General features: G+C 61.4%; 21 protein-coding genes and 1 tRNA gene. 13 read left to right on the top strand and 9 right to left on the bottom strand.

Annotated features, from left to right (window positions below; genetic code table 11):
- The first annotated feature begins 371 nt into the window (after positions 1–371).
- The 4 genes from OEZ71_RS13505 (at position 372) to OEZ71_RS13490 (ending at position 2,538) form a co-directional block, all read left to right on the top strand.
- Positions 372–581 carry a helix-turn-helix domain-containing protein gene (locus OEZ71_RS13505; protein ID WP_263740511.1) on the top strand — a complete coding sequence of 70 codons (210 nt, stop codon included), beginning with the start codon at positions 372–374 and terminating at the stop codon, positions 579–581.
- Positions 582–920: 339 nt separating this feature from the next.
- On the top strand, positions 921–1,475 hold the full coding sequence (locus tag OEZ71_RS13500) for a hypothetical protein (RefSeq protein WP_263740510.1): 555 nt from the start codon (positions 921–923) through the stop codon (positions 1,473–1,475).
- Complete coding sequence (locus tag OEZ71_RS13495) at positions 1,472–1,990, top strand: hypothetical protein (protein ID WP_263740509.1); 519 nt, start codon at positions 1,472–1,474, stop codon at positions 1,988–1,990. The genes OEZ71_RS13500 and OEZ71_RS13495 overlap by 4 nt, the downstream gene beginning before the upstream one ends.
- Positions 1,991–1,998: 8 nt before the next feature.
- A complete protein-coding gene (locus tag OEZ71_RS13490) occupies positions 1,999–2,538 on the top strand; it encodes a hypothetical protein (protein WP_263740508.1) in 540 nt (179 codons plus the stop codon).
- A gap of 459 nt (positions 2,539–2,997) precedes the next feature.
- Here the strand turns inward: OEZ71_RS13490 and OEZ71_RS13485 are convergent, their stop codons facing one another.
- A complete protein-coding gene (locus OEZ71_RS13485; RefSeq protein WP_263740507.1) occupies positions 2,998–3,465 on the bottom strand; it encodes a hypothetical protein in 468 nt (155 codons plus the stop codon).
- Positions 3,466–4,553: 1,088 nt separating this feature from the next.
- Between OEZ71_RS13485 and OEZ71_RS13480 the strand changes: the two genes are divergently transcribed.
- Complete coding sequence (locus OEZ71_RS13480) at positions 4,554–5,126, top strand: hypothetical protein (protein WP_263740506.1); 573 nt, start codon at positions 4,554–4,556, stop codon at positions 5,124–5,126.
- A gap of 416 nt (positions 5,127–5,542) precedes the next feature.
- On the opposite strand, the gene OEZ71_RS13475 is transcribed toward OEZ71_RS13480, so the two are convergent.
- The 3 genes from OEZ71_RS13475 to OEZ71_RS13465 all read right to left on the bottom strand — a co-directional run bounded on the left by OEZ71_RS13475 (position 5,543) and on the right by OEZ71_RS13465 (position 7,277).
- Positions 5,543–5,800: a hypothetical protein gene (locus tag OEZ71_RS13475; protein ID WP_263740505.1), complete on the bottom strand. Its 258-nt coding sequence runs from the start codon at positions 5,798–5,800 to the stop codon at positions 5,543–5,545.
- Between the two features lie 55 nt (positions 5,801–5,855).
- Complete coding sequence (locus OEZ71_RS13470) at positions 5,856–7,148, bottom strand: DUF6538 domain-containing protein (protein WP_263740504.1); 1,293 nt, start codon at positions 7,146–7,148, stop codon at positions 5,856–5,858.
- A 52-nt stretch (positions 7,149–7,200) separates the two neighbouring features.
- Positions 7,201–7,277 (bottom strand) — tRNA-Ile (locus OEZ71_RS13465).
- Between the two features lie 107 nt (positions 7,278–7,384).
- Between OEZ71_RS13465 and purM the strand changes: the two genes are divergently transcribed.
- The gene (purM, locus tag OEZ71_RS13460; RefSeq protein ID WP_263740503.1) at positions 7,385–8,428 is read left to right on the top strand and encodes a phosphoribosylformylglycinamidine cyclo-ligase; all 1,044 of its coding nucleotides are present in this window, start codon (positions 7,385–7,387) and stop codon (positions 8,426–8,428) included.
- The gene (gene purN / locus OEZ71_RS13455; RefSeq protein WP_263740502.1) at positions 8,425–9,015 is read left to right on the top strand and encodes a phosphoribosylglycinamide formyltransferase; all 591 of its coding nucleotides are present in this window, start codon (positions 8,425–8,427) and stop codon (positions 9,013–9,015) included. The genes purM and purN overlap by 4 nt, the downstream gene beginning before the upstream one ends.
- Here the strand turns inward: purN and OEZ71_RS13450 are convergent.
- Entirely contained in the window at positions 9,012–9,506 is a 495-nt protein-coding gene (locus OEZ71_RS13450) for a hypothetical protein (RefSeq protein WP_263740501.1), read from the bottom strand. The two genes, purN and OEZ71_RS13450, sit on opposite strands and share 4 nt — an antisense overlap.
- A 215-nt stretch (positions 9,507–9,721) precedes the next feature.
- On the opposite strand from OEZ71_RS13450, the gene rnd reads away from it, so the two are divergent.
- On the top strand, positions 9,722–10,876 hold the full coding sequence (gene rnd, locus OEZ71_RS13445; RefSeq protein ID WP_263740500.1) for a ribonuclease D: 1,155 nt from the start codon (positions 9,722–9,724) through the stop codon (positions 10,874–10,876).
- Positions 10,877–10,898: 22 nt separating this feature from the next.
- Here rnd and OEZ71_RS13440 read toward each other — a convergent pair whose 3' ends face one another.
- On the bottom strand, positions 10,899–11,369 hold the full coding sequence (locus tag OEZ71_RS13440) for a hypothetical protein (RefSeq protein ID WP_263740499.1): 471 nt from the start codon (positions 11,367–11,369) through the stop codon (positions 10,899–10,901).
- A 127-nt stretch (positions 11,370–11,496) separates the two neighbouring features.
- On the opposite strand from OEZ71_RS13440, the gene OEZ71_RS13435 reads away from it, so the two are divergent.
- Positions 11,497–11,922, top strand: coding sequence for a SufE family protein (locus OEZ71_RS13435; protein WP_263740498.1), 426 nt, complete (start codon positions 11,497–11,499; stop codon positions 11,920–11,922).
- Between the two features lie 53 nt (positions 11,923–11,975).
- Here the strand turns inward: OEZ71_RS13435 and OEZ71_RS13430 are convergent, their stop codons facing one another.
- A complete protein-coding gene (locus tag OEZ71_RS13430; RefSeq protein ID WP_263740497.1) occupies positions 11,976–13,148 on the bottom strand; it encodes a glycosyltransferase family 4 protein in 1,173 nt (390 codons plus the stop codon).
- A 239-nt stretch (positions 13,149–13,387) separates the two neighbouring features.
- Here OEZ71_RS13430 and OEZ71_RS13425 point away from each other — a divergent pair, with 239 nt between their 5' ends.
- Positions 13,388–14,533: a glycosyltransferase family 4 protein gene (locus OEZ71_RS13425; protein ID WP_263740496.1), complete on the top strand. Its 1,146-nt coding sequence runs from the start codon at positions 13,388–13,390 to the stop codon at positions 14,531–14,533.
- Here the strand turns inward: OEZ71_RS13425 and OEZ71_RS13420 are convergent.
- Entirely contained in the window at positions 14,530–15,597 is a 1,068-nt protein-coding gene (locus OEZ71_RS13420; RefSeq protein ID WP_263740495.1) for an NAD-dependent epimerase/dehydratase family protein, read from the bottom strand. The genes OEZ71_RS13425 and OEZ71_RS13420 overlap by 4 nt on opposite strands.
- Before the next feature lie 164 nt (positions 15,598–15,761).
- Here OEZ71_RS13420 and OEZ71_RS13415 point away from each other — a divergent pair, with 164 nt between their 5' ends.
- From OEZ71_RS13415 to OEZ71_RS13405, 3 genes are all read left to right on the top strand, one after another.
- Positions 15,762–16,811 carry a Gfo/Idh/MocA family protein gene (locus OEZ71_RS13415; protein ID WP_263740494.1) on the top strand — a complete coding sequence of 350 codons (1,050 nt, stop codon included), beginning with the start codon at positions 15,762–15,764 and terminating at the stop codon, positions 16,809–16,811.
- 28 nt (positions 16,812–16,839) lie between these two features.
- Positions 16,840–17,760 carry a hypothetical protein gene (locus OEZ71_RS13410; protein WP_263740493.1) on the top strand — a complete coding sequence of 307 codons (921 nt, stop codon included), beginning with the start codon at positions 16,840–16,842 and terminating at the stop codon, positions 17,758–17,760.
- Positions 17,761–18,020: 260 nt separating this feature from the next.
- On the top strand, positions 18,021–18,926 hold the full coding sequence (locus tag OEZ71_RS13405; RefSeq protein ID WP_263740492.1) for a hypothetical protein: 906 nt from the start codon (positions 18,021–18,023) through the stop codon (positions 18,924–18,926).
- A 133-nt stretch (positions 18,927–19,059) separates the two neighbouring features.
- On the opposite strand, the gene OEZ71_RS13400 is transcribed toward OEZ71_RS13405, so the two are convergent.
- Entirely contained in the window at positions 19,060–19,707 is a 648-nt protein-coding gene (locus OEZ71_RS13400) for a transglutaminase-like cysteine peptidase (RefSeq protein ID WP_263740490.1), read from the bottom strand.
- Positions 19,708–19,906: the final 199 nt, after the last annotated feature.

The following is a 19,906-nucleotide window of genomic DNA, read 5'->3' as shown; positions in this document are numbered from 1 at the left end:
CGCCTGTGTCCGCGCGGTCGTGAATGGCGGAGGCCCCGGCTCGACGCCGGGGCCATCAAATGAAGCGGCCGCGCCCGGGCGGAAACCGGGACGCGGCCATATCAAAACGAGACAGAAATGTTCTATCAGCATACCGCCCGGTGGGCAACGACGCTGATTGATTGGAGCCCCCCAGAAACCAATGCGAAGCTGTTAGGGTCGCCCTATGGCTGGGGCCGGCTATGACGCCCGGCCCCAGCAAGATCATCGCAACGCGCCGGCGCAGGCCATCACCGCAGCACGAGTGGCTAACGGGCTCTATCTTGCGGGCCGGCGCCGATCCTAGGGCGAGGGTTATGGCTCATTTGTCTGAGTGGTTTGACGAGCGGTTGATGTGCTTTCGATCCGTAAAGGACATATGCGCGGCGACCGGCATCGCGTCGCCGACCACAGTCAAGAACGCGATCAAAGCGATGATCGAGGCCGGCGTCCTGCGCCGCGCTACCGACGATGAGGAGGCCGCGTTTAATGCCCGGCACCGGGGGGAAGGCAGGGGGAAGGGCCGCATGTCGAACGTCTATGTGGGGGTCCATCATGGTTGATTTTTGGACACCCTATAGCGGCCAAAAATACCTCCGATTTTTGGCCGCGAGCTTAGGCCAAAAATACCCGCGATTTTTGGCCACGCTGCGAGGCCACCATAGTAAGTATAATCTAGGGTGGTGCCCGGGAGCTTCACACTTACGAGTTAAGTTGGACGGCGACCGGCGCCCTTGGGCGCGCCGGTCGCTCGACTGTACAGGTACGTTTAATCGCCTTTCCGAAGTGACGTTCGACGCAATGGCCGGCGCATTTGAGGGCGACGGATCGGGGGCGCTTGTGGCGCCCCCGACCGCCACGTTCAGCGACGACGTCTCCTCTAGCAGAGAAGTGAGGGTGGCATGAGCCGGACGCAGACACTTGCGGCCCGGCTTGCGGCGCTTTCGAAGATCTTCGAGCGGGCAACAGGCGACGCCGATCCGGCGGTCGCAGAAATGGCACGAACGGGCCTCGCAACCGTCCAGAGCGGTAGCCTCGGCGATCTGGTCCGGGACCTTGGCCTCTCCTCGGTCGGCGGCGTCGCGCCGTCTGTGGCGGCGGCACTGGCGCATCGCGACGCGATCCTGCGGTCGCTCGCCCGGCGGCCGGTCCTCTTGCATCTGGCTCCGTTCCGGGCTGCGACGTTGATCAGGGGCGACGTCGATGAGTTCCGTCGTCGCCACTTCGCACGGCATGATACGGCGCCGGCAGCCGAGCCCGCCGCATCCCTCTGGCGCCTGATCCGGGGCGATAATCAGGGCCGCTGGTCGATACCTGGCACTCGACAAATCGCTGATCTGATCGCCGGCGACGACGCGCGGATCGCGGCGCAGGCCGCGTCCGCGCCGCAACTGTTCGACGCGACCCCGGATGACGGCGCTGGTAATGTTGACCCAATCGAGCAGGAGGCAACATGACCACCAAACCGACACACAAAATGGACGCCGCGAGCCGGTTGCGCCATCTGGAAGCCATCGCCGACGCGCGCCTCGCCGCCGCCCGGCGGGCGGGCGACGCCCGAAACGCGACGGCCCGCGAACTTTTTGCCGAACAAAAGGCGTTGGCGGAAATCGAGGGCGAGGCTGCGGCATCACTCAGCAGGCGGACCCTTCTTTGCCAGAACGTCAAGAACCCAGATGGTTCGCCGAAGGTCGACCCGGCGGCCGCCGAGGCACAAGCGGAGGGGCTTCGCGAACGAATTACCGGTCTCGAAAACGACCTTGAACGCCAGACCGACGAACTCGCCGACGCGCAGGAGGCGTGGGCTGTGGCGGGCCAGTTGCTAAACGCCTGCCGTGCGTTTGCCGTGCAGCTCGGCCTCGATTTGCCGACGGAGCATCGGCACCGCGCGCCCGATCCGGTCGAACGCATGCACGAGGTTGAGCAAGAGAGACTTTCGAAAGTGCGAGCAGCGGCGGGGGTAAGCCAATGACAAAACCAATGTCTAAACTTCTCGCCCGTCAGGCCGAGGCCGTTGCGGAAATGCATGGAGCGCTTGACCAGCACCTTGTCGCCGTCCTTGAATGCAAGGATCGCATCGCGCAGCTTAGCGCATTGCCGGTTGACCGTGATCGTGCCGTTGCCGCCGTCGACGCGGAAATCGCCCGCCTGTCGTCCGAGGTCAAACCGGCCATGCGGTCGGTAATCGGGCCGCTGACGCGACCCGGCGAAGGACAGGCGCCGAACCTGCGCATCCGGAGTAATCAGCCCATGACGCTTTCGATGCTGGCGTTTCTCGCCCCGGCGGTTCTCCGCGATGCCCTGCTCGACGAAATAGGGCAGGTTTACGAGGGGCGGTCTTTCCCTTCCGAGGCCGAACGCCCGACGTTGATCGCCAAGGCCGAGGACGAACTTGAAGCGTTGGAGCGCGGCGAGGAACTCCTGTTCCGCGAGGCCGAGCGGGCCGGACTGTCGGTCCTGCGCCGCGCGGATGCCGACCCACGTTGGGTTCTCGCCCACGACGACGCGCTGCAACCCTGACAGCATTCGCGTCTGCGGAGCATCCGGGGCGGGAAGGGGTGGGCGGATTTCTGGCGAGGCCGCCCGTCCCAAAAGTACAGGTCGGTGCCTTTTGTGATGGGGGGGCGCCGACGGTCGGCCCGGTGTCGTTGACCGGGGGTCGACGCCTCGCCCGGCTCAGTGACGGTCGAGGCACTGGCGGGGCGGGCATTATTGCCCGCCCCGTCGCATATCCCCGCCGGCGCCTTACCGTCCGCGCGGACAGGCCGGTCCAGCCCCGGTCGGCTACCCACCCCTGCCAGCCAAGCCTAGATGCCGCCCGCAGACGCCCCCTGCGCGCGCTGCGGGGCATCGCGGCGGGCGACCGGAGGTTAGGTGTTAAAGAGTGGGCGTGTACTCTGGCGGGCCAAATGATATTGGCCAAGTCGCCATACCGTTTTGTTCAAGTTTGTGCCTTTGGCAACTATTCAACTATTGGTATTAATCCTTGTCGGGTACACGGAAAATGCCTGCTTTTAACAAGGATACAGCAACGAGGACTACGGCGACGACCGAGAACACCAATGTTATCCGATGATCTCTTACCAAAAGTGTCTCTTTGCAAAAAAGCTGCCAAAAACTGCAGACCTCGCCTGATGCCAATTCGCGTTTTGTGAATGAAGGCAACGCTACTGCAATGAAGATGGAGTAAGATCCGACGAGGGCAAAGAACTCACTCAGAAAGCCACCTGAGGAAAGCGTTTTACTAGCCAGTGAGTAACCGGTCATGGCCAAGCCCGCGAGGGGCGCGATCAGAAGCAATAGATCGCGAGCGATAGACGGCTCGATGAGTTTTTGTATCTCGGTGTTCTCTTTGATCACCACGACCCCAATGCCCATGACGGCCGCCACGACTATCAGCACGAAGGTGCGATGCACGAGCCTTTCTTCTCGACGCCCCAGCTTCATCACTTCTTCTTGCCGTTCGAAAGTTCCAAGTATGATCGAAAAAAGAGTAACGCAAACCAAAGTAAGATAACGAGAACAACGAATGGCCACAGCTCCCAAACAGTCGATCTGGCCTCCTCAGCGAAAACGCCCAGATCAAACTTGGATACTGCAAGGAAGCCGAGCAAGGTGAGCCAAGGCCAAGGCTTCGTCACTGCTTGGATCAAGGCCTGTCCAAGAATTCCAATCAAAACTGGCAAGGCCAAGTACTCTCTCGTGTACGAAGAACTCCCAAGAACAATAACGTAACAGTCTAGAATATCAAACCAGATTGACTTGATTAACTGCCTAGATTTTCAGTCGTTTTTCTACTTTCACGATCTTTGTGGAAAGCGGTGAAGTCCGCAAAGCTGACCAGCGCGCGTCGCAAAATGGTTTTGGGCTTAGCGAGTGAGGGGATAACGCAGACCCCTTAGGAACCCTACCGGGGAGCCCCGCTATGCGGGCGCGCGTTGCCCGATATTTCTGTGTTTTTTCTGCTTTGCAAAACAGCTTTTGATTTTGCAATGCGAGAGCCCGGTCAACCGCCCGTCTGACTGCCCGGAACGTAACCGCTTCCGCCTGCGCCCGCCCCGTAACGGCGCGTCATCGCGGCGCAAAGCGGCCCCGCACCGCAGTGCCTTTGATGGTTCAACTGAGCCTGCTTTGGTACTGTTTATATGAGGAAATCCGACCAAACCGGCAATCAGAGGAAGGGACACAGGCATGACGGCACCAGTTGATTTGGCGGAGCGCCGGGCGGCGCTTGCAGAACGCGCGCGGCAGCGGGCACATCGCAATCTACGAAAGTAGTTCTTGAACGTGTCAACAGGCCGTCTGCGAACGATGCTAGGGGTGGCATCTACGATCTCGCGCGTGCATTTGTTCGAGGGTGTTAGCCTGGCAGGGAAGGGTAAACCGTCATAATCTGCCGTCGCAACTTCCCGTCACAAATCGCTAGTAAATCTGGAAAAAGTGCCTGCTCCTACGGAAATTCAACCGCTTTGATGGTGCGCCGTCGACCGCCATTTGCTACCTTGCGGGCGCAGGTAATCGGCATGGGGCGGGGGATGACGACGGGCAGCGCGCAGGGCCGCCGGACGGCGGCGAAGATCACCTTGGCGGGATATGCGACGGCACCGGGCAGGGGGCGGCGCCAGACGCCTCCAACGGGGCGCGGCGTGGCGTCTTGGAGCCATGACGACGTGATTGACCGGATGGTCGAAGCCCTGCGCTGGCTCCGCCGCTACGCCCCTCGGGCGATGGGCCGGGGCATGGTATCGAGCCGCGTCAGCCGGGCATTTTTGGCCGACGAGGCCGCCCACGCGGAGGCGGGTTGGGGCCTGATCGAAAGGGCCGACGGTCCCGAGCCGGATCGCGAGATTGAACTGCCGCCGACGCCCCGCCAGATCAGCGGCCATGAGCGAGCATTGACGTGGCTGACCCTTTACGTCCCTGATCCCGAGTTGCGGCGGGTGCTGGCGATCTGGCTCGGCTGCAAGGCCCACAAGCGCGATTTCCGCCGGGCGCTTGAGGCCCGGGGGATACCCCGGGCCAGCGCCTACCGATACAGGGACAGGGCGCTAACGATGATTGCCGGTGTACTTAGTCGAAGCGACGAGCCAAAGACCATACCACGGTGATGTGGGCAAGGGCATGTTGTGGATCACGACATGCCCATTATGTCGGCAAGTCGCGCATCTTTAGTGGTGATCCAGCGGTTCAGCCCGTCAGCGGTCGCCACGAACGCCATGCCGCAATCTATTGCGCCAAAGGTTGATCGGCCCCATTGCGCCTCGCAATGCGATGAGTAAGGTTCTGTCGAGATTGATTTGTTTAAAGGCGAAAAATGCCCACCTCTATTTCGCGCCGCGTCCCGAAGATACTCGCCACCGCATCCCCGGAGATCGCATCATTCCTTGGGCATTCGGAGTGCCCCTAGGAAAGTCTCGACGTTCTAACTCTCGGAACGATGCACGGCAGGTCTACGGCGGCTTAAAACGAATGAGGGCCAGCGTCGCCGCCAGCCCCCTAGGGTCAACCTAAAGCCCCTCGCGCCCTACACCGCGATTTCCAGCAACCACCCGTTCGCCGGATGCACCTGTCCCCCGGTAACTTCCTCATAGGCACACAGAGCGTCCACAAGCCGCCTGTGCAGAGACTCTCGGTCGTCCCTATGGTTCAACCCCCATCCTGTCTCAAGGTCGAACTCAGCCAGCCTCAAGGCCACTTCGGGCGCACCTTCCAGCTTGGCATAGAGCAAGCAGATACGCTCATGGATGGCTTGGGCCACTGACAGGTTTCCGACACTAATCATTCTAATCTTCTCCGATGTATTGAGCGCCTTGCGGCTGAACGGTATTGGTTGATCGTTACTGGTTTGGGTGGGTGAGGCTGAGCGCCTCGCGGCTGAAAGGGGTCGTCAGGCTTCCCCCAAGTTCACCATAGAGCGCCTCAAAGGTCGTCTTGATGACCTCGCTAAGATCGCCCCTCTTGGCATAGACCGACACGCCTATGTCGTCCTTGTTTGAATGACCGACGACAAGGTTACGGGCTTCCCTAGCTACCCCTGCGTTGACTAAGGCCGATACGCCAGTCCGTCTGAAAGAGTGCATGTCCCATGATCCATCATGGCCGGGAAGCGCCTTCCTCGCCTTCTCCAAGGCTTTGCCGAGGTAGTGGCCGGGTTTCTTGTCGTATCCCCCTCGGAGCAACCTAGGGAACAACAGGCCATCATTCTCAGGCTGCACCGGCTCAGTGATCTTGGCCAGCCTCACGGTGTCCCTAAGCAACCTACAGTCGTCCTCTCCGACCACCATGACCACCCGGTTCCCTGCCTCGGTCTTGGCCTTGGTGATCTGCAAGGCGAAGTGGTCACCATTGTCTTTAATGTCCTCAAGGCGGAGCGCAGCGATTTCGTTAAGGCGGCATGAGGTCACCCAAAGAAGCCTTACGACGACGATCATTTCCCGATAGTATTTGAGCGAGGGATTGCCAGCGATGGAGCCAAGCAAGGCTTGCGCTTCTTCCCGCCTGACAGGTCGTAGGGACTTGGCCCGAAGGTCTACCTTCTTCCTCTGCCCTGCTACCCTCTTGAGTAGGGACGAGAACGGGTTTCGCATATCTCCATTGACCAAACCCCAGTGGTCACAGACTGACCAGAAGGAAGCGAGGCAGATTTGGTATGCCCCAAGTGTCCTGTGTGACCTAGGTTCCCCAGTGCGTACTGAGGGTGTGCCTTTCAGATGATCCATGAACCGCAAGGCTAGGTCACGGTTGATCGCGGTAACCTCACAGTTGCCCGAGAACGCTTCGAAGGCTTCCAAGATCATCCGGTATTTCTGTCTTGTCGTTCCGCTTATCCCGTCACTCTCGGTCAGCCATCGGTGGGCTGCGGCTCTGATGGTCAAGTCTTGCTCGCTCGCACTCTTGGTGGCTGGAAGGCGTTTTCTGTCCTTTGTGTCGTGAGCCTCAAAGAGCGAGGCTTTGATTTCAGCTAGGACTTCGTTGCGCTTTGCGAGTGCTTCGACAAGGCTTGAGGTTCCTAGGGTTCTCACGATTTCTTTTCGTCCGACTACAGGTTGAACCTGAGTTGGCACCGAGAATCGCACAGCGTAATTCCCGCCGCGCTTAAACAAGCCGTGAGGTAGAATTGTAAGGGTCATCGGTATCTTTCTCCGTTACAAGGAGAGGATAACCCTTTATTTTCAGTGCATGTGGTAGGCCCGGAGGGACTCGAACCCCCAACCAAGGCGTTATGAGCGCCCTGCTCTAACCAATTGAGCTACAGGCCCGGCCTGAGACTGATTAGGGGGCCGGCGGGGGGGCGTCAAGTGCGGGGCGTAGACAGTCGTCGCGCATTGGTCTATCGGGGGGCGCGACGTGCCAAGGGGGACCCCAGATGACGATCAAGAACGGCCTGACCTATGCTGACGCAGGCGTTGACATCGACGCGGGTAATGCGCTGGTGGAACGGATCAAGCCGGCGGCTAAACGCACTCAGCGGCCCGGCACGATGTCCGGCCTTGGCGGGTTCGGAGCACTGTTCGACCTGAAGGGGGCAGGGTACAGCGATCCGGTTCTGGTGGCGGCGACTGACGGGGTGGGCACAAAGCTTCGCATCGCAATTGATACTGGCAATGTCGACACAATCGGCATCGACCTCGTGGCGATGTGCGTCAACGATCTGGTCTGTCAGGGGGCGGAGCCCCTGTTCTTCCTCGACTACTTTGCGACCGGAAAACTGGACGTCGATCAGGCGGCCCGCATCATCGAAGGCATTGCTGAGGGGTGCGCTCAGTCTGGTTGCGCGCTGATCGGCGGCGAGACGGCCGAGATGCCCGGCATGTATCATGCAGGCGATTTCGACCTTGCAGGCTTCGCCGTCGGCGCCATGGAGCGCGGGCAGGACCTGCCGGCAGGCGTGGAGGAGGGCGATGTTCTGCTCGGCCTCACCTCGAACGGGGTTCATTCAAACGGCTATTCCTTCGTGCGCAAAGTGGTGGAGATGTCGGGGCTCGGCTGGGACGCGAAAGCGCCCTTTGGCTCTGCGACGTTGGGCGAGGAATTGCTGGCTCCGACGCGACTTTACGTGAAACAGGCGCTGACCGCCGTTCGTGCGGGTGGCGTTCACGCGCTCGCCCATATCACCGGTGGCGGGCTGACCGAGAACCTGCCCCGTGTCCTGCCCGAAGGGCTCGGGGCCGAGATCGACCTCGGCGCCTGGGACTTGCCGCCGGTTTTCCGCTGGCTGGCCGAGACGGCCGGGATGGTGGAGAAGGAACTTCTCAAGACGTTCAACTCGGGCATCGGCATGATCGTTGTGGTCGCGGCCGACCGGGCGGATGATCTCCGGCTGCTCCTGGAGGCGGAGGGCGAGACGGTGCACAAGCTCGGTCAGGTGACGAAGGGGCAGGGGGTCGCCTATAAGGGCCGCCTGCTTTGAAACGTGTTGCGATCCTGATTTCAGGCGGCGGCTCCAACATGGTGGCGCTGGTCAAAAGCATGGTGGGTGATCATCCGGCGCGGCCGGTGCTGGTTGCTTCGAATGACCCCGAAGCGGGTGGTCTGCAGAAGGCCGCTGCGATGGGCATCCCGACCGCCGCAGTCGATCACCGGCCCTTCGGATCGGACCGGGTGGCTTTCGAGGCGGAGCTTCTGAAACCGATCCTTGCCGCCAAACCCGACATCCTGTGCCTTGCCGGATTCATGCGGGTTCTGACACCGGCTTTCGTCCAGAAATTCGAGGGGCGGATGCTGAACATCCACCCCTCTCTCCTGCCGAAATATCCCGGCCTTCACACTCATCAGCGCGCGCTCGATGCGGGCGACACGGAGGCGGGCTGCACCGTGCATGAAGTGACGCCGGTTCTGGATGACGGGCCGATCCTTGGTCAGGCGCGTGTCCCCGTCCAGCCGGGCGACACGGCCGAAACGCTGGCCGCCCGGGTCTTGAAGCAAGAGCATCGGCTTTACCCGGCGGTTCTGGCCCGTTTTGCGGCCGGAGACCGGACGCCCATTCTTCTCAATTAGGTGCCGGGAATGAACTGGAACTGCGCCTTGGCGTCGAGCGTCTGAGTGCCATAGACCTTGCCGACCCCCGCGCCGTTCGGCTTGGTCTGGCCAAGCGTATCCAGTGCAAGGTACCAGCCTGCATGGGCGGTCGATTCGAAGGTGAAAAGGTTCGGTCCCGTCACCAGCAATCTGTAGGTCTCATAAGGTCCGACGCCGAACTGGCAGTTCACCTGACGCTGGCCCTGCGCGATCATCGCGTCACCCATCCGCACGGCCACATTAGTCCACTGGCGCGAGACAAGACCAAAGGTGCCGTTTGTCTGCGGCACCAGCGAATACTGCTCCCACGGGCCCATGCCGATCTGGGCATTGACGACACCGCCGCCGGGAGACGTGTTTTTGGTCACACCCTGCCCATCCATGCGGATATAGGCATTCGCAAAGGCCGCCGAAGCAAAACCATAGGCGGCGATGGTCGAATTGGCGGACAGGATTTTCGATTGTTCCACAGGTGGCCTCCTTTGTTGTGGTGCCACCGGGATAGACTGGATTTCCGGATTCGATCTACCTGTAGTTGTGGGGCATTTGAGGCGGATTCTTAAGACCCTGTTCATGGCGGAAATGCACCACTCCGGCATGAAATTTCCCCGGCCTTTCCAATCGCGTCCGCTTGACATAAGACGGCTGAACCTGCGGGATGACCCCGCGCCTGAACGGACAGTTGATGTATACGATAACGACGACGGAAGACCTCGCCCGGTTCTGTGACAAAGCCAAGGCGGAGGCATATGTCACCGTCGATACCGAATTCCTCCGCGAACGGACGTACTACTCAAAGCTGTGCCTCGTGCAGCTTGCGCTGCCCGGCGAACACGGCGAGGCGGTGCTGGTCGATCCGCTGTCAAACGGGCTGTCGCTGGAACCGCTCTACGACCTCTTTCGTCACAAAGGCACCGTAAAGGTCTTTCATGCCGCAAGGCAGGATCTGGAGATCTTCTTCGTCGAGGGAAATGTCTTTCCCGAGCCGCTCTTCGACACGCAGATCGCCGCCATGGTCTGCGGCTTCGGCGATCAGGTCGGCTATGAAACCCTCGTTCGCAAGATCGCCAAGCAATCGCTCGACAAGACCTCGCGCTTCACCGACTGGTCGCGCCGCCCGCTGTCCGAAGCGCAGAAGACCTATGCGATTGCCGATGTCACCCATCTAAGGGTGATCTACGAATTCCTCGACAAGGAACTGAAGCGCACCGGGCGCCAGCTCTGGGTGGAGGAGGAAGAAGCGGTGCTTCTCGATCCCGAAACCTATACCAACCGGCCCGAAGAGGCCTGGATGCGGGTCAAGACGCGGACCAATTCGGGCAAGTTCCTCGCGATCGTCCGCGAACTCGCTGAGTTCCGTGAAAGCTATGCGCAGACCCGAAACGTGCCGCGCAGCCGGGTTTTCAAGGACGATGCGCTTCTGGAACTGGCCTCGACCAAACCCACCACGGTCGAAGAGCTTGGCCGGTCGCGGCTTCTCTTGCGCGAAGGGCGGCGGCCTGACATCGCCGAGGGGATCATTGCGGCAGTGAAGGCGGGTCTCGCGGTCAAGCCCGAGAATTATCCCAAGCCCGATACCAGCCGTGATCAGTTGCAGGTCAACACCGCGCTTGCTGACCTGCTGCGCGTGCTTCTGAAGGCCAAGTCCGAATCTGCGGGTGTCGCACCCAAGCTGATCGCGTCGTCAGGAGATCTGGACGCGCTGGCTGCGGGCGAGAAGTCTGTTGCGGCCCTCAAGGGCTGGCGCGGCGAAGTCTTCGGCAATGACGCGATGCGGCTCTGCAAGGGCGAGATTGCGCTTTCGGCCAAGGGTGGCGCGGTACGGGTTGTTCCGGTCTGAGGTGTAATTCCGAAGTGGCGCCTCAGCGGCGGCTTGCACGGCTATTCTGAGCGCCGACCACCACGATCTGGCTAACCCCGGCGAGTTTGATATCCGAGATATAGGTCGCGGCCGTCAGTTCCCGCGATTGGCGGGTTGAGACGGGTTTGGTGCCCAGAGGCTCGGCAAGAACAAAGCGATAGGTCAGGACGCCGTCGACCGGAACGCCATCATTTTCCGGCACCAGCGCCGTATCCCACCAGCCTTGCGTTGGCGGCAGGCCTGAGGCGCGAATGATCGCCCCGCCCGGTTGGCGCGCGACTTCCATATCGGTCACGTCAGCCACAAGCACACGCGGATCGTCGGGGCGGCCGGGCACGACACCCTCGGTCGCGACCACGACAGTCTCCGATCGGCCGAACCAGTTGAAAGGGTTAAGGCGGCTTTCGCGGACCTTGCCGCAGGCGCCGAGCGTCAGCGCAAGGATCAGCAGACCGGTGACAGGCAATCTCATGCGTGGCGGCTCCCTTCCAGCTCCGCGTTCTGCCTAGCCCATTCGGACGGTTGTGAAAAGGGTCCCCGATGACTGGACGCCGCGAGGCTTTGCAACTAGGTCAATGATTGCTGCAACGGAGATCATCATGGCAACCGAAGCCTTCGAGGATATTGCCGAGACCTTTGAGTTCCTCGACGACTGGGAGGAGCGGTATCGGCATGTGATCGAGATGGGAAAAGCGATGGCTCCGCTTGACCCGGCCTTTCAGGTGCCTGCAACCAAGGTGGAAGGATGCGCCAGCCAGGTCTGGTTCCTGCCGCGGATTGACGGCACAGGCGCCGGGGCGCGGTTCGATTTTCAGGGCGACAGTGACGCGATGATCGTGCGCGGCCTTATCGCCATCCTCCACGCGCTCTACTCTGGCTTAACCGTGGCAGAGGTTCTCAAGGTCGATGCCGGGGCCGAGCTGGGACGGCTCGGACTTGATGATCATCTTTCTTCGCAGCGGTCGAACGGTCTGAAGGCAATGATAGGCCGCATCCGCAAGCTGGCCAAAGAGGCCGCCGCCTGAGCGCCGAGCCGAGGAAACCCTTTTTATGGCTGATGTCCGTTTCTCATGAACGGTCACGTCGGCGAGACCGTGCGGCGGAATGCGCTTTCGACCAGTTCGGCCGAACGGTCCCATGTGAACATTTTTGCCCGTGCAAGGGCGTTGCGGCGCAGCTCCGACTGCAGTTCAGGCTCTGACAGAAGCCGGATCGCGGATTGCGCGATGTCCTCTGTTTGTCGGGGGTCGAACAGGAGACCTCCATCGCCCACCACCTCGGGCAGGCTGCCGCGATCGGATGCCAGAACCGGTGTGCCGCAGGCCATCGCCTCGACCGCCGGCAGGCCGAACCCTTCCCAAAGCGAGGGCAGCACAAGCGCCTCCGCTCCCGCCAGCAGCTCCGCCAGCTCACCGTCGTCGATTTCGCCGGTGAAGCTGATCCGGCCCGAAGCGCGGGCATCGCGCGCGGCGCCTGCTGTCAGTTCCTCCACATTGTCCCAGAACCGGTCACCTGTGATGCGCCCGACGATGGCCAGCCGTGCCTCGGGGCAGGCGGCGAGAATCTCGGGCATCGCTTCGATCAGGCGCAGCACGTTCTTGTGGCGGTTGAAACCGCCGACATAGACCAGCAGCCTGTCGCCATCGGCAATGTCGTGACGCGCGCGTGTGGCGGCGATCCGGGCCTCATCCTCGATCAGGCCGAACGCCTCGAATGGTCCCTCTGTCGTGACATCGATGCGGTCGCGCGGGACTTTCAAGATATTAGAGATATCGTTGGCCGACGCGTCCGACACGGTCAGAACCCGTCGCGCCTGAAAGAGCGCGAGCCGAGTTTTTACCTGCCACAGCATGAAATTGCGCTTCGTTGGAAAGATAAGGTCGGGGAAGCGTTCCGGGATCGTGTCGTGGATGCAGACGAGTTTCGGCACCCGGCTGAAGATCGGATAGAACGAGTAATGCGCGGGGAAGAAGAAGAGATCAGCGCCGAGCTCCTTTGCTGCGCGTGACAGGGTAAACATGTCAGCGCCGCCCCGCGCCTTCGTACCCGAAGATGCCTCGGACATGGATCGCCGCGCTCCTGCGATTGTGACTTCAACGCCCTCCGGGACGGGGCGTTCAGGTGCTCGGTCGAACAAGAGCGTATAGCGGAACCCGTTATCTCGGGCAGCAAGTGCCGAAACAAGGCTGCGGGTGAAACGGCCGAAACCGCGTTCATTGTCCCATGATGTGGCGTCTATGCCGACATGCATGCCCGATCCTCCGTGCCCGTTGGCACCTTCCATAAGCGAAATAACATCTTTGCCCAACCGCTTCCCTGACTTCTGACGGCCGCGAGGCTGAGCGGACCGCAAAGATGGCAAATCGGCCACTTCGTTTCTTTTCCATCACCGATCGGATCAGGATCAGGAGCCTAAGGTTTGTTGGGGATGTCACGGGGATGCAGTTACGCTATGGAAAGAGTCTATAGTCGCAAGTTGCATTCAGGGACATGACGCAGGACGAACCGGCCGTGGTCAGGCTTCACATACTGGAACTTCAGACACAATTTGGTGTCGGCGGCATTACGCGCCACGTTTTGTGCCTGCGCGACTGGATGCGGGGGCATGGTCATAGGGTGACTCTGGGTGGCACGCCGGCCGCCTGGGCGGGACCCGAGACCGAGCCCGATTTTCTCGATCTACCGACCAAATTCGTCTCGGCTGATGGCGGCGGTGGCCTGCCGATGCGGCTTTTGCAGGTGGTGCGCGGAGCGCGTGCGCTGCGCCGCTGGCTGAAGGCCAACCGGGTCGACCTGATCCACGCCCATGAATCGGCCCCCGCCCTTGTCGCCAATCTGGCGCGGATCGGCACGGGCATCCCGCTTGCCGTCACCTATCATGGGTCCGAGCCAGAGCGGATCGCCTCCTTTGGCGGGATCGCGGCAAAGACCGATCTTGTAATTACACCGTCCCATGCGTCGGCATCAGACCTCGCGCGGATCGGTGGCGTGCCGGACGATAAGCTGAAGGTAATTGGCCTTGGCGTGGCACCGGCCCCTTATGACAGCGCGGAAGAGATCGCATCGCTGCGGAAGGAATTGCTTGGGGATGGCGAGGTGCTGATCATCACCGTCGCGCGGCTCGTGCACCAAAAAGGCGTGGATATTCTGATCGACGTGGTGGCGCGGCTGATCAAGAATCATCCCGGTCTTCGCTTTGTCGTGGCCGGTGACGGCCCGGATGAGGAGCGGCTCAAGGCCCTTGCGCGCGCGCGCGGAGTTGACGCGCACTTGCGCTTTCTTGGGCGGGTTAACCGACCGCATCTTTACCTGCGCGCCTCCGACCTCTTCCTTTTGACCTCGCGATGGGAGGCCTTGCCCTTCACCATCGTCGAAGCTTTTCAGGCGGGTATCCCCTCCATCGCGGCGGCTTGTTCGGGCGTGGTGGAACTGATCGACGACGAGGTGGGCGCTGTCGTGCCCATCGGTGATGTCGAGGCCACGGCCGATGCGGTAGCACGCATTGCGATGGATGAAATGCTTCGGAAAAACATGGGTAAGGCGGCTCTCACGAAATCGCGACTTGATCGGTTCGATCCTGACTGGGTGCACCGTCAATTCGAGGAGACCTATATCAGGCTCGCCGGGCGAGCTTAGGATTTGAAGGACCGCAGGTAGTCTTCCGATGCCTTCAGTCCGTGTTCGAGGTCATACTCGGGCTCATAACCAAGCCGGTTCCGGGCAAGTTCAATGTGGCAGATACCCTTGCCGGAATACTCCTCCAGAAGATGATGGTCGGGATAGAGCGCGCCGCCCTTCGAGAGTTTTGCCTTGACGAAACCTACAAGCGCTTCGAACCGGCGATGCCCAAGCGCGCGCCGTCCTGCGGCACTGATCCGGGCGGCAAGCGAAAGCCCGTTGCCAGTACTGTCATCCGGCCGCGGGCCGAGATTGCGGGCAATCTCTTCAACCGGTACGCGGGTTGCGCCCGCTGTGTTGAGAATGCCCGCATAGCCGTCGACGAGCGCCGACCATGGGAAGGGCTCTGGCCCGGAAATGACAAATCGTTCGTGACGGAGATCCGGCAGAGCCGCCGCCTTGATGCAGGCTTGCACAGCGTCATCGACAAAGACCCCGTTACAGAGACCTTCCGGCTCCGGAATGATTACCCCGCCCGCCAGAAGTGCGCGAGCAAAACCGTCGGTCCAGAGAGACGATCCCGGTCCCCAGACAATGGTCGGTTGCAGGATCGCGGCGGGCAGGCGACCGGCCATGAGCCGCCTCTCCATCTCGATCTTCGCCTGACGGTAATGGCCACCGCCGGGCCGATCCATCGAACCCGTCTCAGTGCAATCGCGGTCCGGCCAGGCATCATAAACGACAATGGAAGACGTGTGGACGATGCGCCCCACTTCTGCGGCCTCAGCCGCCGCCATGAGCTTGTCGAAGCCAGACAGGTTTTCTGCGGCAGTGGCGCGAATGTCGTAGGCAAGGTTGAAGAGCACATCCTGCCCGTGAAGCGCGGTTTCCACCAGCGCCCGGTCCGATATCGACCCGATCCGTGCCTTTACCCCTTGCGGCAGGCCTCGCAGCGCTGCGCGGGACCGGCTCAGGACCGAAACCTCGGCCCCTGCTTTCACCAGTGCCGCCACCAGACGCCGCCCGATGAAGCCGGACGCCCCGGTGACGAAGACCCTGCTTCCCCTCAAGTCTGTTTCCATCCCGTCACCCACTTGGCCACTGGGGCGCAGAATAGCCACAGCCCAGCCCCATTGGAACCAACCGAACTTGCGCGGGCTGGTCCGAATCCGGGCGCTATGCTAGCCGCAACGCATTGAACTACGGAATACATTCGGCGCCAAAGGTGGCGCGGGAAGGATCGGACATGCGGATTGGGGTGATCGGGGCTGCCGGTAAGATCGGCCAGATGCGGGTTGCGACGATCCTGGCCGAGAAGCACACCGAACTGGTTGCGGTGATGGATGTGACCGAAGAAAAGGCCCGTGCCCATGCCCATGGCGCGCAGGTATTTACTGACCTCGACTCATTTCTAGGGGTTCCGATGGATGCCGTGGTGATCTCCACCCCAGCCCATGTGCGCGAACCGATTTGCCTTGCTGCCTTCAAGGCGGGGCTGCATGTCCTGACGGAAAAGCCTCTGTCGAATACGGTCGAGGGCGCCCGGCGCATCCATGCGGCGGCAAGGGAAGCAGGCCGCGCGCTCGGTGCCGGCTTCAACATGCGGTACTACCCCGCGTTCGCCTATGTGAAGAATGTTCTGGATCAGGGGCTCATTGGCGAGATCGACCATATCCGCGTCTATGGCGGGCACGGGGGCCTCTCCAACTTCGCCAATGAATGGGAATACCGTGCGCCCATGTCAGGGGGCGGCGCGCTCTGGGATGTCGGCATCCACATGACCGATATCGCCCACTACCTGATGGGCGACATTGTCGAGATCTACGGCGTCGCCAGTGAGAAAGTATGGCAGGTGCCGGGATCGGAAGACAACGCAATGGCGATCTTCAAGTCGTCCTCTGGCCTCGCCGCGATCTATCAGGCGACCTGGAACGACTGGAAAGGCTATCAGAGCGCGGTTGAGGTCTATGGCACGAAGGGCATGGTTCGGGGGGCCTACGCGCCGATGGAGAACCTGCTGATCACCATGGACGAGACCGGAGGTGAGGCAAGGACCCTGCGCAAGCGCTATTTCGACATCAAGGTGCGGGAAAAGCTGAAATCCTGGAAGACGACGGCGGTACAGTCCTTTCAGGAGGAACTGGCGGATTTCATCGGCCTCACCGAAGGCAGAACGGGTTTGCGCATCGCTGATGCTGATGCAGCACTGCGCGCCGTTGAGATAGCGGTCGCGGTGCCCGAAAGCTCGCGTGCCGGATTGCCGGTCAGGCTGCCATCACTGGCCGGCGGAAAATGATCGAGTGACTTGAAAGGAAGCGCCCCCCGTGTCCGACGTCAGGAAACTCTCGCTCATCGTTACCATCGTTGATTCAGGCGAACAGCTGCGCGGGTTTCTGGGCGAGGTGATGCATTTTGACTATGAAGGGCCGGTCGAGGTGATCGTACCCTACGACCAGAGCATCGCCGAAATCGCCGCGATGGCGAAAGAGTTTCCGGGCGTTCGGTTCCTCGACATCGGCGCCATCGTGCCTGAACGCCCGATCACAACCGAGGCCGGACAACACGAACTTTACGACCGCCGGCGCGCCGCAGGCCTCGCGGCCGCAACAGGCGATATCATTGGCATTCTGGAGGAGCGCGGCTGGCCGCGGCGGGACTGGGCGCGCCGGTTGATGCAGCTTCATGCGGAATTAGGCCACAACGTCATCGGCGGCGCCATCGAGTGCCGCGAACCGGTCGGTCTTCTGAACTGGGCGGTCTATGTCACCGATTTCGGCCGCTACGCACGGCCGTTCGACAGCGGACCGGTTGCTTGGGTTTCGGACGTCAATGTCAGCTATTCGCGCAAGGCGCTGGAGGATACCCGCCCGATCTGGAGCGAGCGGTTCCACGAGCCCCTCGTCCATTCCTATTTCCTTGACCGGGGCGAGGCGCTTTACCTTTCGTCGGACCTTGTGGTCTTCCATGGTCGTGCGCAGGCACGGCTTGGATCGCTTCTGATCGAGCGGTTCCACTGGGGGCGTCTCTTCGGCAAAATTCGTGCGATGCAGTTCACACCCGGCCAGCGGCTAAAATACATTCTGGCAAGCCCGGCGATCGCACCTCTTTTATGGCTTCGGCACGGGCTTTTGCAGCGTAAGAAGGGCCGTGGGCGTAGATATCTCAAGGCGCTGCCATTCGTAATGATCCTCAGTACGGTCTGGGTGATGGGCGAGGTCTGGGGCTATATCACACGCCGTGCGTGAAGCTGCGCGGAACTCGGTCAAAGCTTGAATTGCTGCGCGTTTTGTGGGCGGCAGAGTTTTATTGCGACGGCACAACACCTTAACGGTTAACTGTTTTTTCACCACAAACCGCGACACAGTTGCGGGATTATCAGCTATGGGCGAACAATTCGCGATCCACCCCGGACTTTCTTGACTTTTGGCGCGAATGTGGTGGAGTCGTGGCAAAATAAAGGCAGAGAAATTTCTGCCGCGGTGGTGAGCAGCAAACGGAGTGGGATATGTTTGAGTTCGTCGGCGTTCGCCGGTCGTTGGTTCTGGCTGCGGGTTACGCAGCTCTTGTTGTGATTTCAGCATCCGGAATGGCATATGGCGGCGGCATGTCTGCGCCGGTCATTCAGGTGTCCATGAATGATTATCTGGCCGATCTCTGCGCCCGGGCGACGCTGTCGCCCGAGGAGGCGAAGCGCATTCGTAACAGCGCGAACTATGCCGAAATCCTCGAATATGCGCTGGAAAACTGTCCGGAAATCGCGGCGCTGCTGGCAGATGCGGCAACAGCCACGATCCCTGGGCTGAGCGGTGCCGATACCGGTGACGGCGGCACTGGCGGTGACGGCGGCACTGGCGGCGGCGAAGGGTCCGGCGGCGGTGAAGGGTCCGGCGGCGGCGAAGGGTCCGGCGGTGGCGAAGGTTCCGGCGGCGGTGAAGGGTCCGGCGGCGGCGAAGGCTCCGGTGGTGGCGAAGGCTCCGGCGGCGGCGAAGGCTCCGGTGGCGGCGAAGGCTCCGGCGGCGGCGAAGGCTCCGGCGGCGGTGAAGGCTCCGGTGGCGGCGAAGGCTCCGGCGGCGGCGAAGGCTCCGGCGGCGGTGAAGGCTCCGGCGGCGGTGAAGGCTCCGGTGGCGGCGAAGGCTCCGGTGGCGGCGAAGGCTCCGGTGGCGGCGAAGGCTCCGGCGGCGGTGAAGGCTCCGGCGGCGGCGAAGGCTCCGGTGGTGGCGAAGGCTCCGGCGGTGGTGAAGGCTCAGGCGGTGGCGAAGGTTCCGGTGGTGGCGGCGGGCACGAAAACAACGGTCACGGGAATGGTGATCAGGATGCTCCGGGCAATTCAGGCGACAACAATAACGCCGAGAATTCAGAACACAGTGGCCAGGGTAATTCCGGTGTCGGTCATGGCAGGCGTCTGCGCTGACCGCCATGAAAGGTTAGCCGTTCAATCGTGTTGCCTTGCGTGAACTGACAGCCGCGCTGAAAAAGCTCAAGAAAAGAGAAACCCGCATGTCTAGGCATGCGGGTTTTCTTCTTTATCGCTTCTGATCAAGACGTCAGGCGTCAAACACACCACCCGCGAGAACTGCCACCCAGCGGTCGGGGCGGTTCGGATCCTGCATCCGGATGAAACTGTAACCGGTGTCACGCCAAGGCTTGATTCGGTTTCCCAGATTGTCGAGCACGTAATCTCCGCCAGATGTCCTCAGCACCAGCACCGCATGCGCGCCGCGATTGCGGTCGAGCACGGTTGCGATCAGCAGAGTTTCGGGGCTAATGCCGGCTTCGACGAGTTGCTTCTTCTTCAGGAGCGCAAAATCCTCGCAATCGCCGCCGCGCCGGGTCGGAAGGTCCCAGCGTTCGTCGACGCCGTATTGTGCGCGGTCGGAAATCGGGCGGACCTTCTTGTTGACGCTCACGTTTACTTTGTGGGCCAATTTCATTGCCGCGCGTTCTGAAAGGTGAGCGCCGCCACCACGGGCACAGGCCCAGCTGTGCTGCACGCACAGCGCCTTGGCGCCGGAGGGCGCTGCGATAGCCTTACGGGCGACCATGTGGTTCACCGGGCGAGGCTGCGTTGCGTCCGATGATACCGGGACAATCCCGGCAAGTGCCGCAACGACCATCATTCGTCCGATACGGGACTTTGCCCCTGTCAGGAATGCAGAACCCCGGCGTTCGCGGTCAGTTTCGGAATGGGTCATTGGCGGCCCCGCTTGTGAAAATCCCCCGAAGCTATTGGGGCATGCCGCCATGACCTTTATGAGCCCGAAACAGGGCAGGTTTTTGACGATCGCGCGACGTTTGTGCTTGTCATCGGCCGAGGCGTGTCTGTTCATTCAAACTGGGATTTACGGCGGAGCTTTGTGGGGCAGAAAATTCGCGACGTGCCGATGAACCTTT

The organism is Albidovulum litorale (assembly GCF_025751495.1).
Classification (GTDB): domain Bacteria; phylum Pseudomonadota; class Alphaproteobacteria; order Rhodobacterales; family Rhodobacteraceae; genus Albidovulum; species Albidovulum litorale.
The sequence above is the reverse complement of the archived record's forward strand: the minus strand, read 5'-3'. Positions and strand labels throughout refer to the sequence as shown.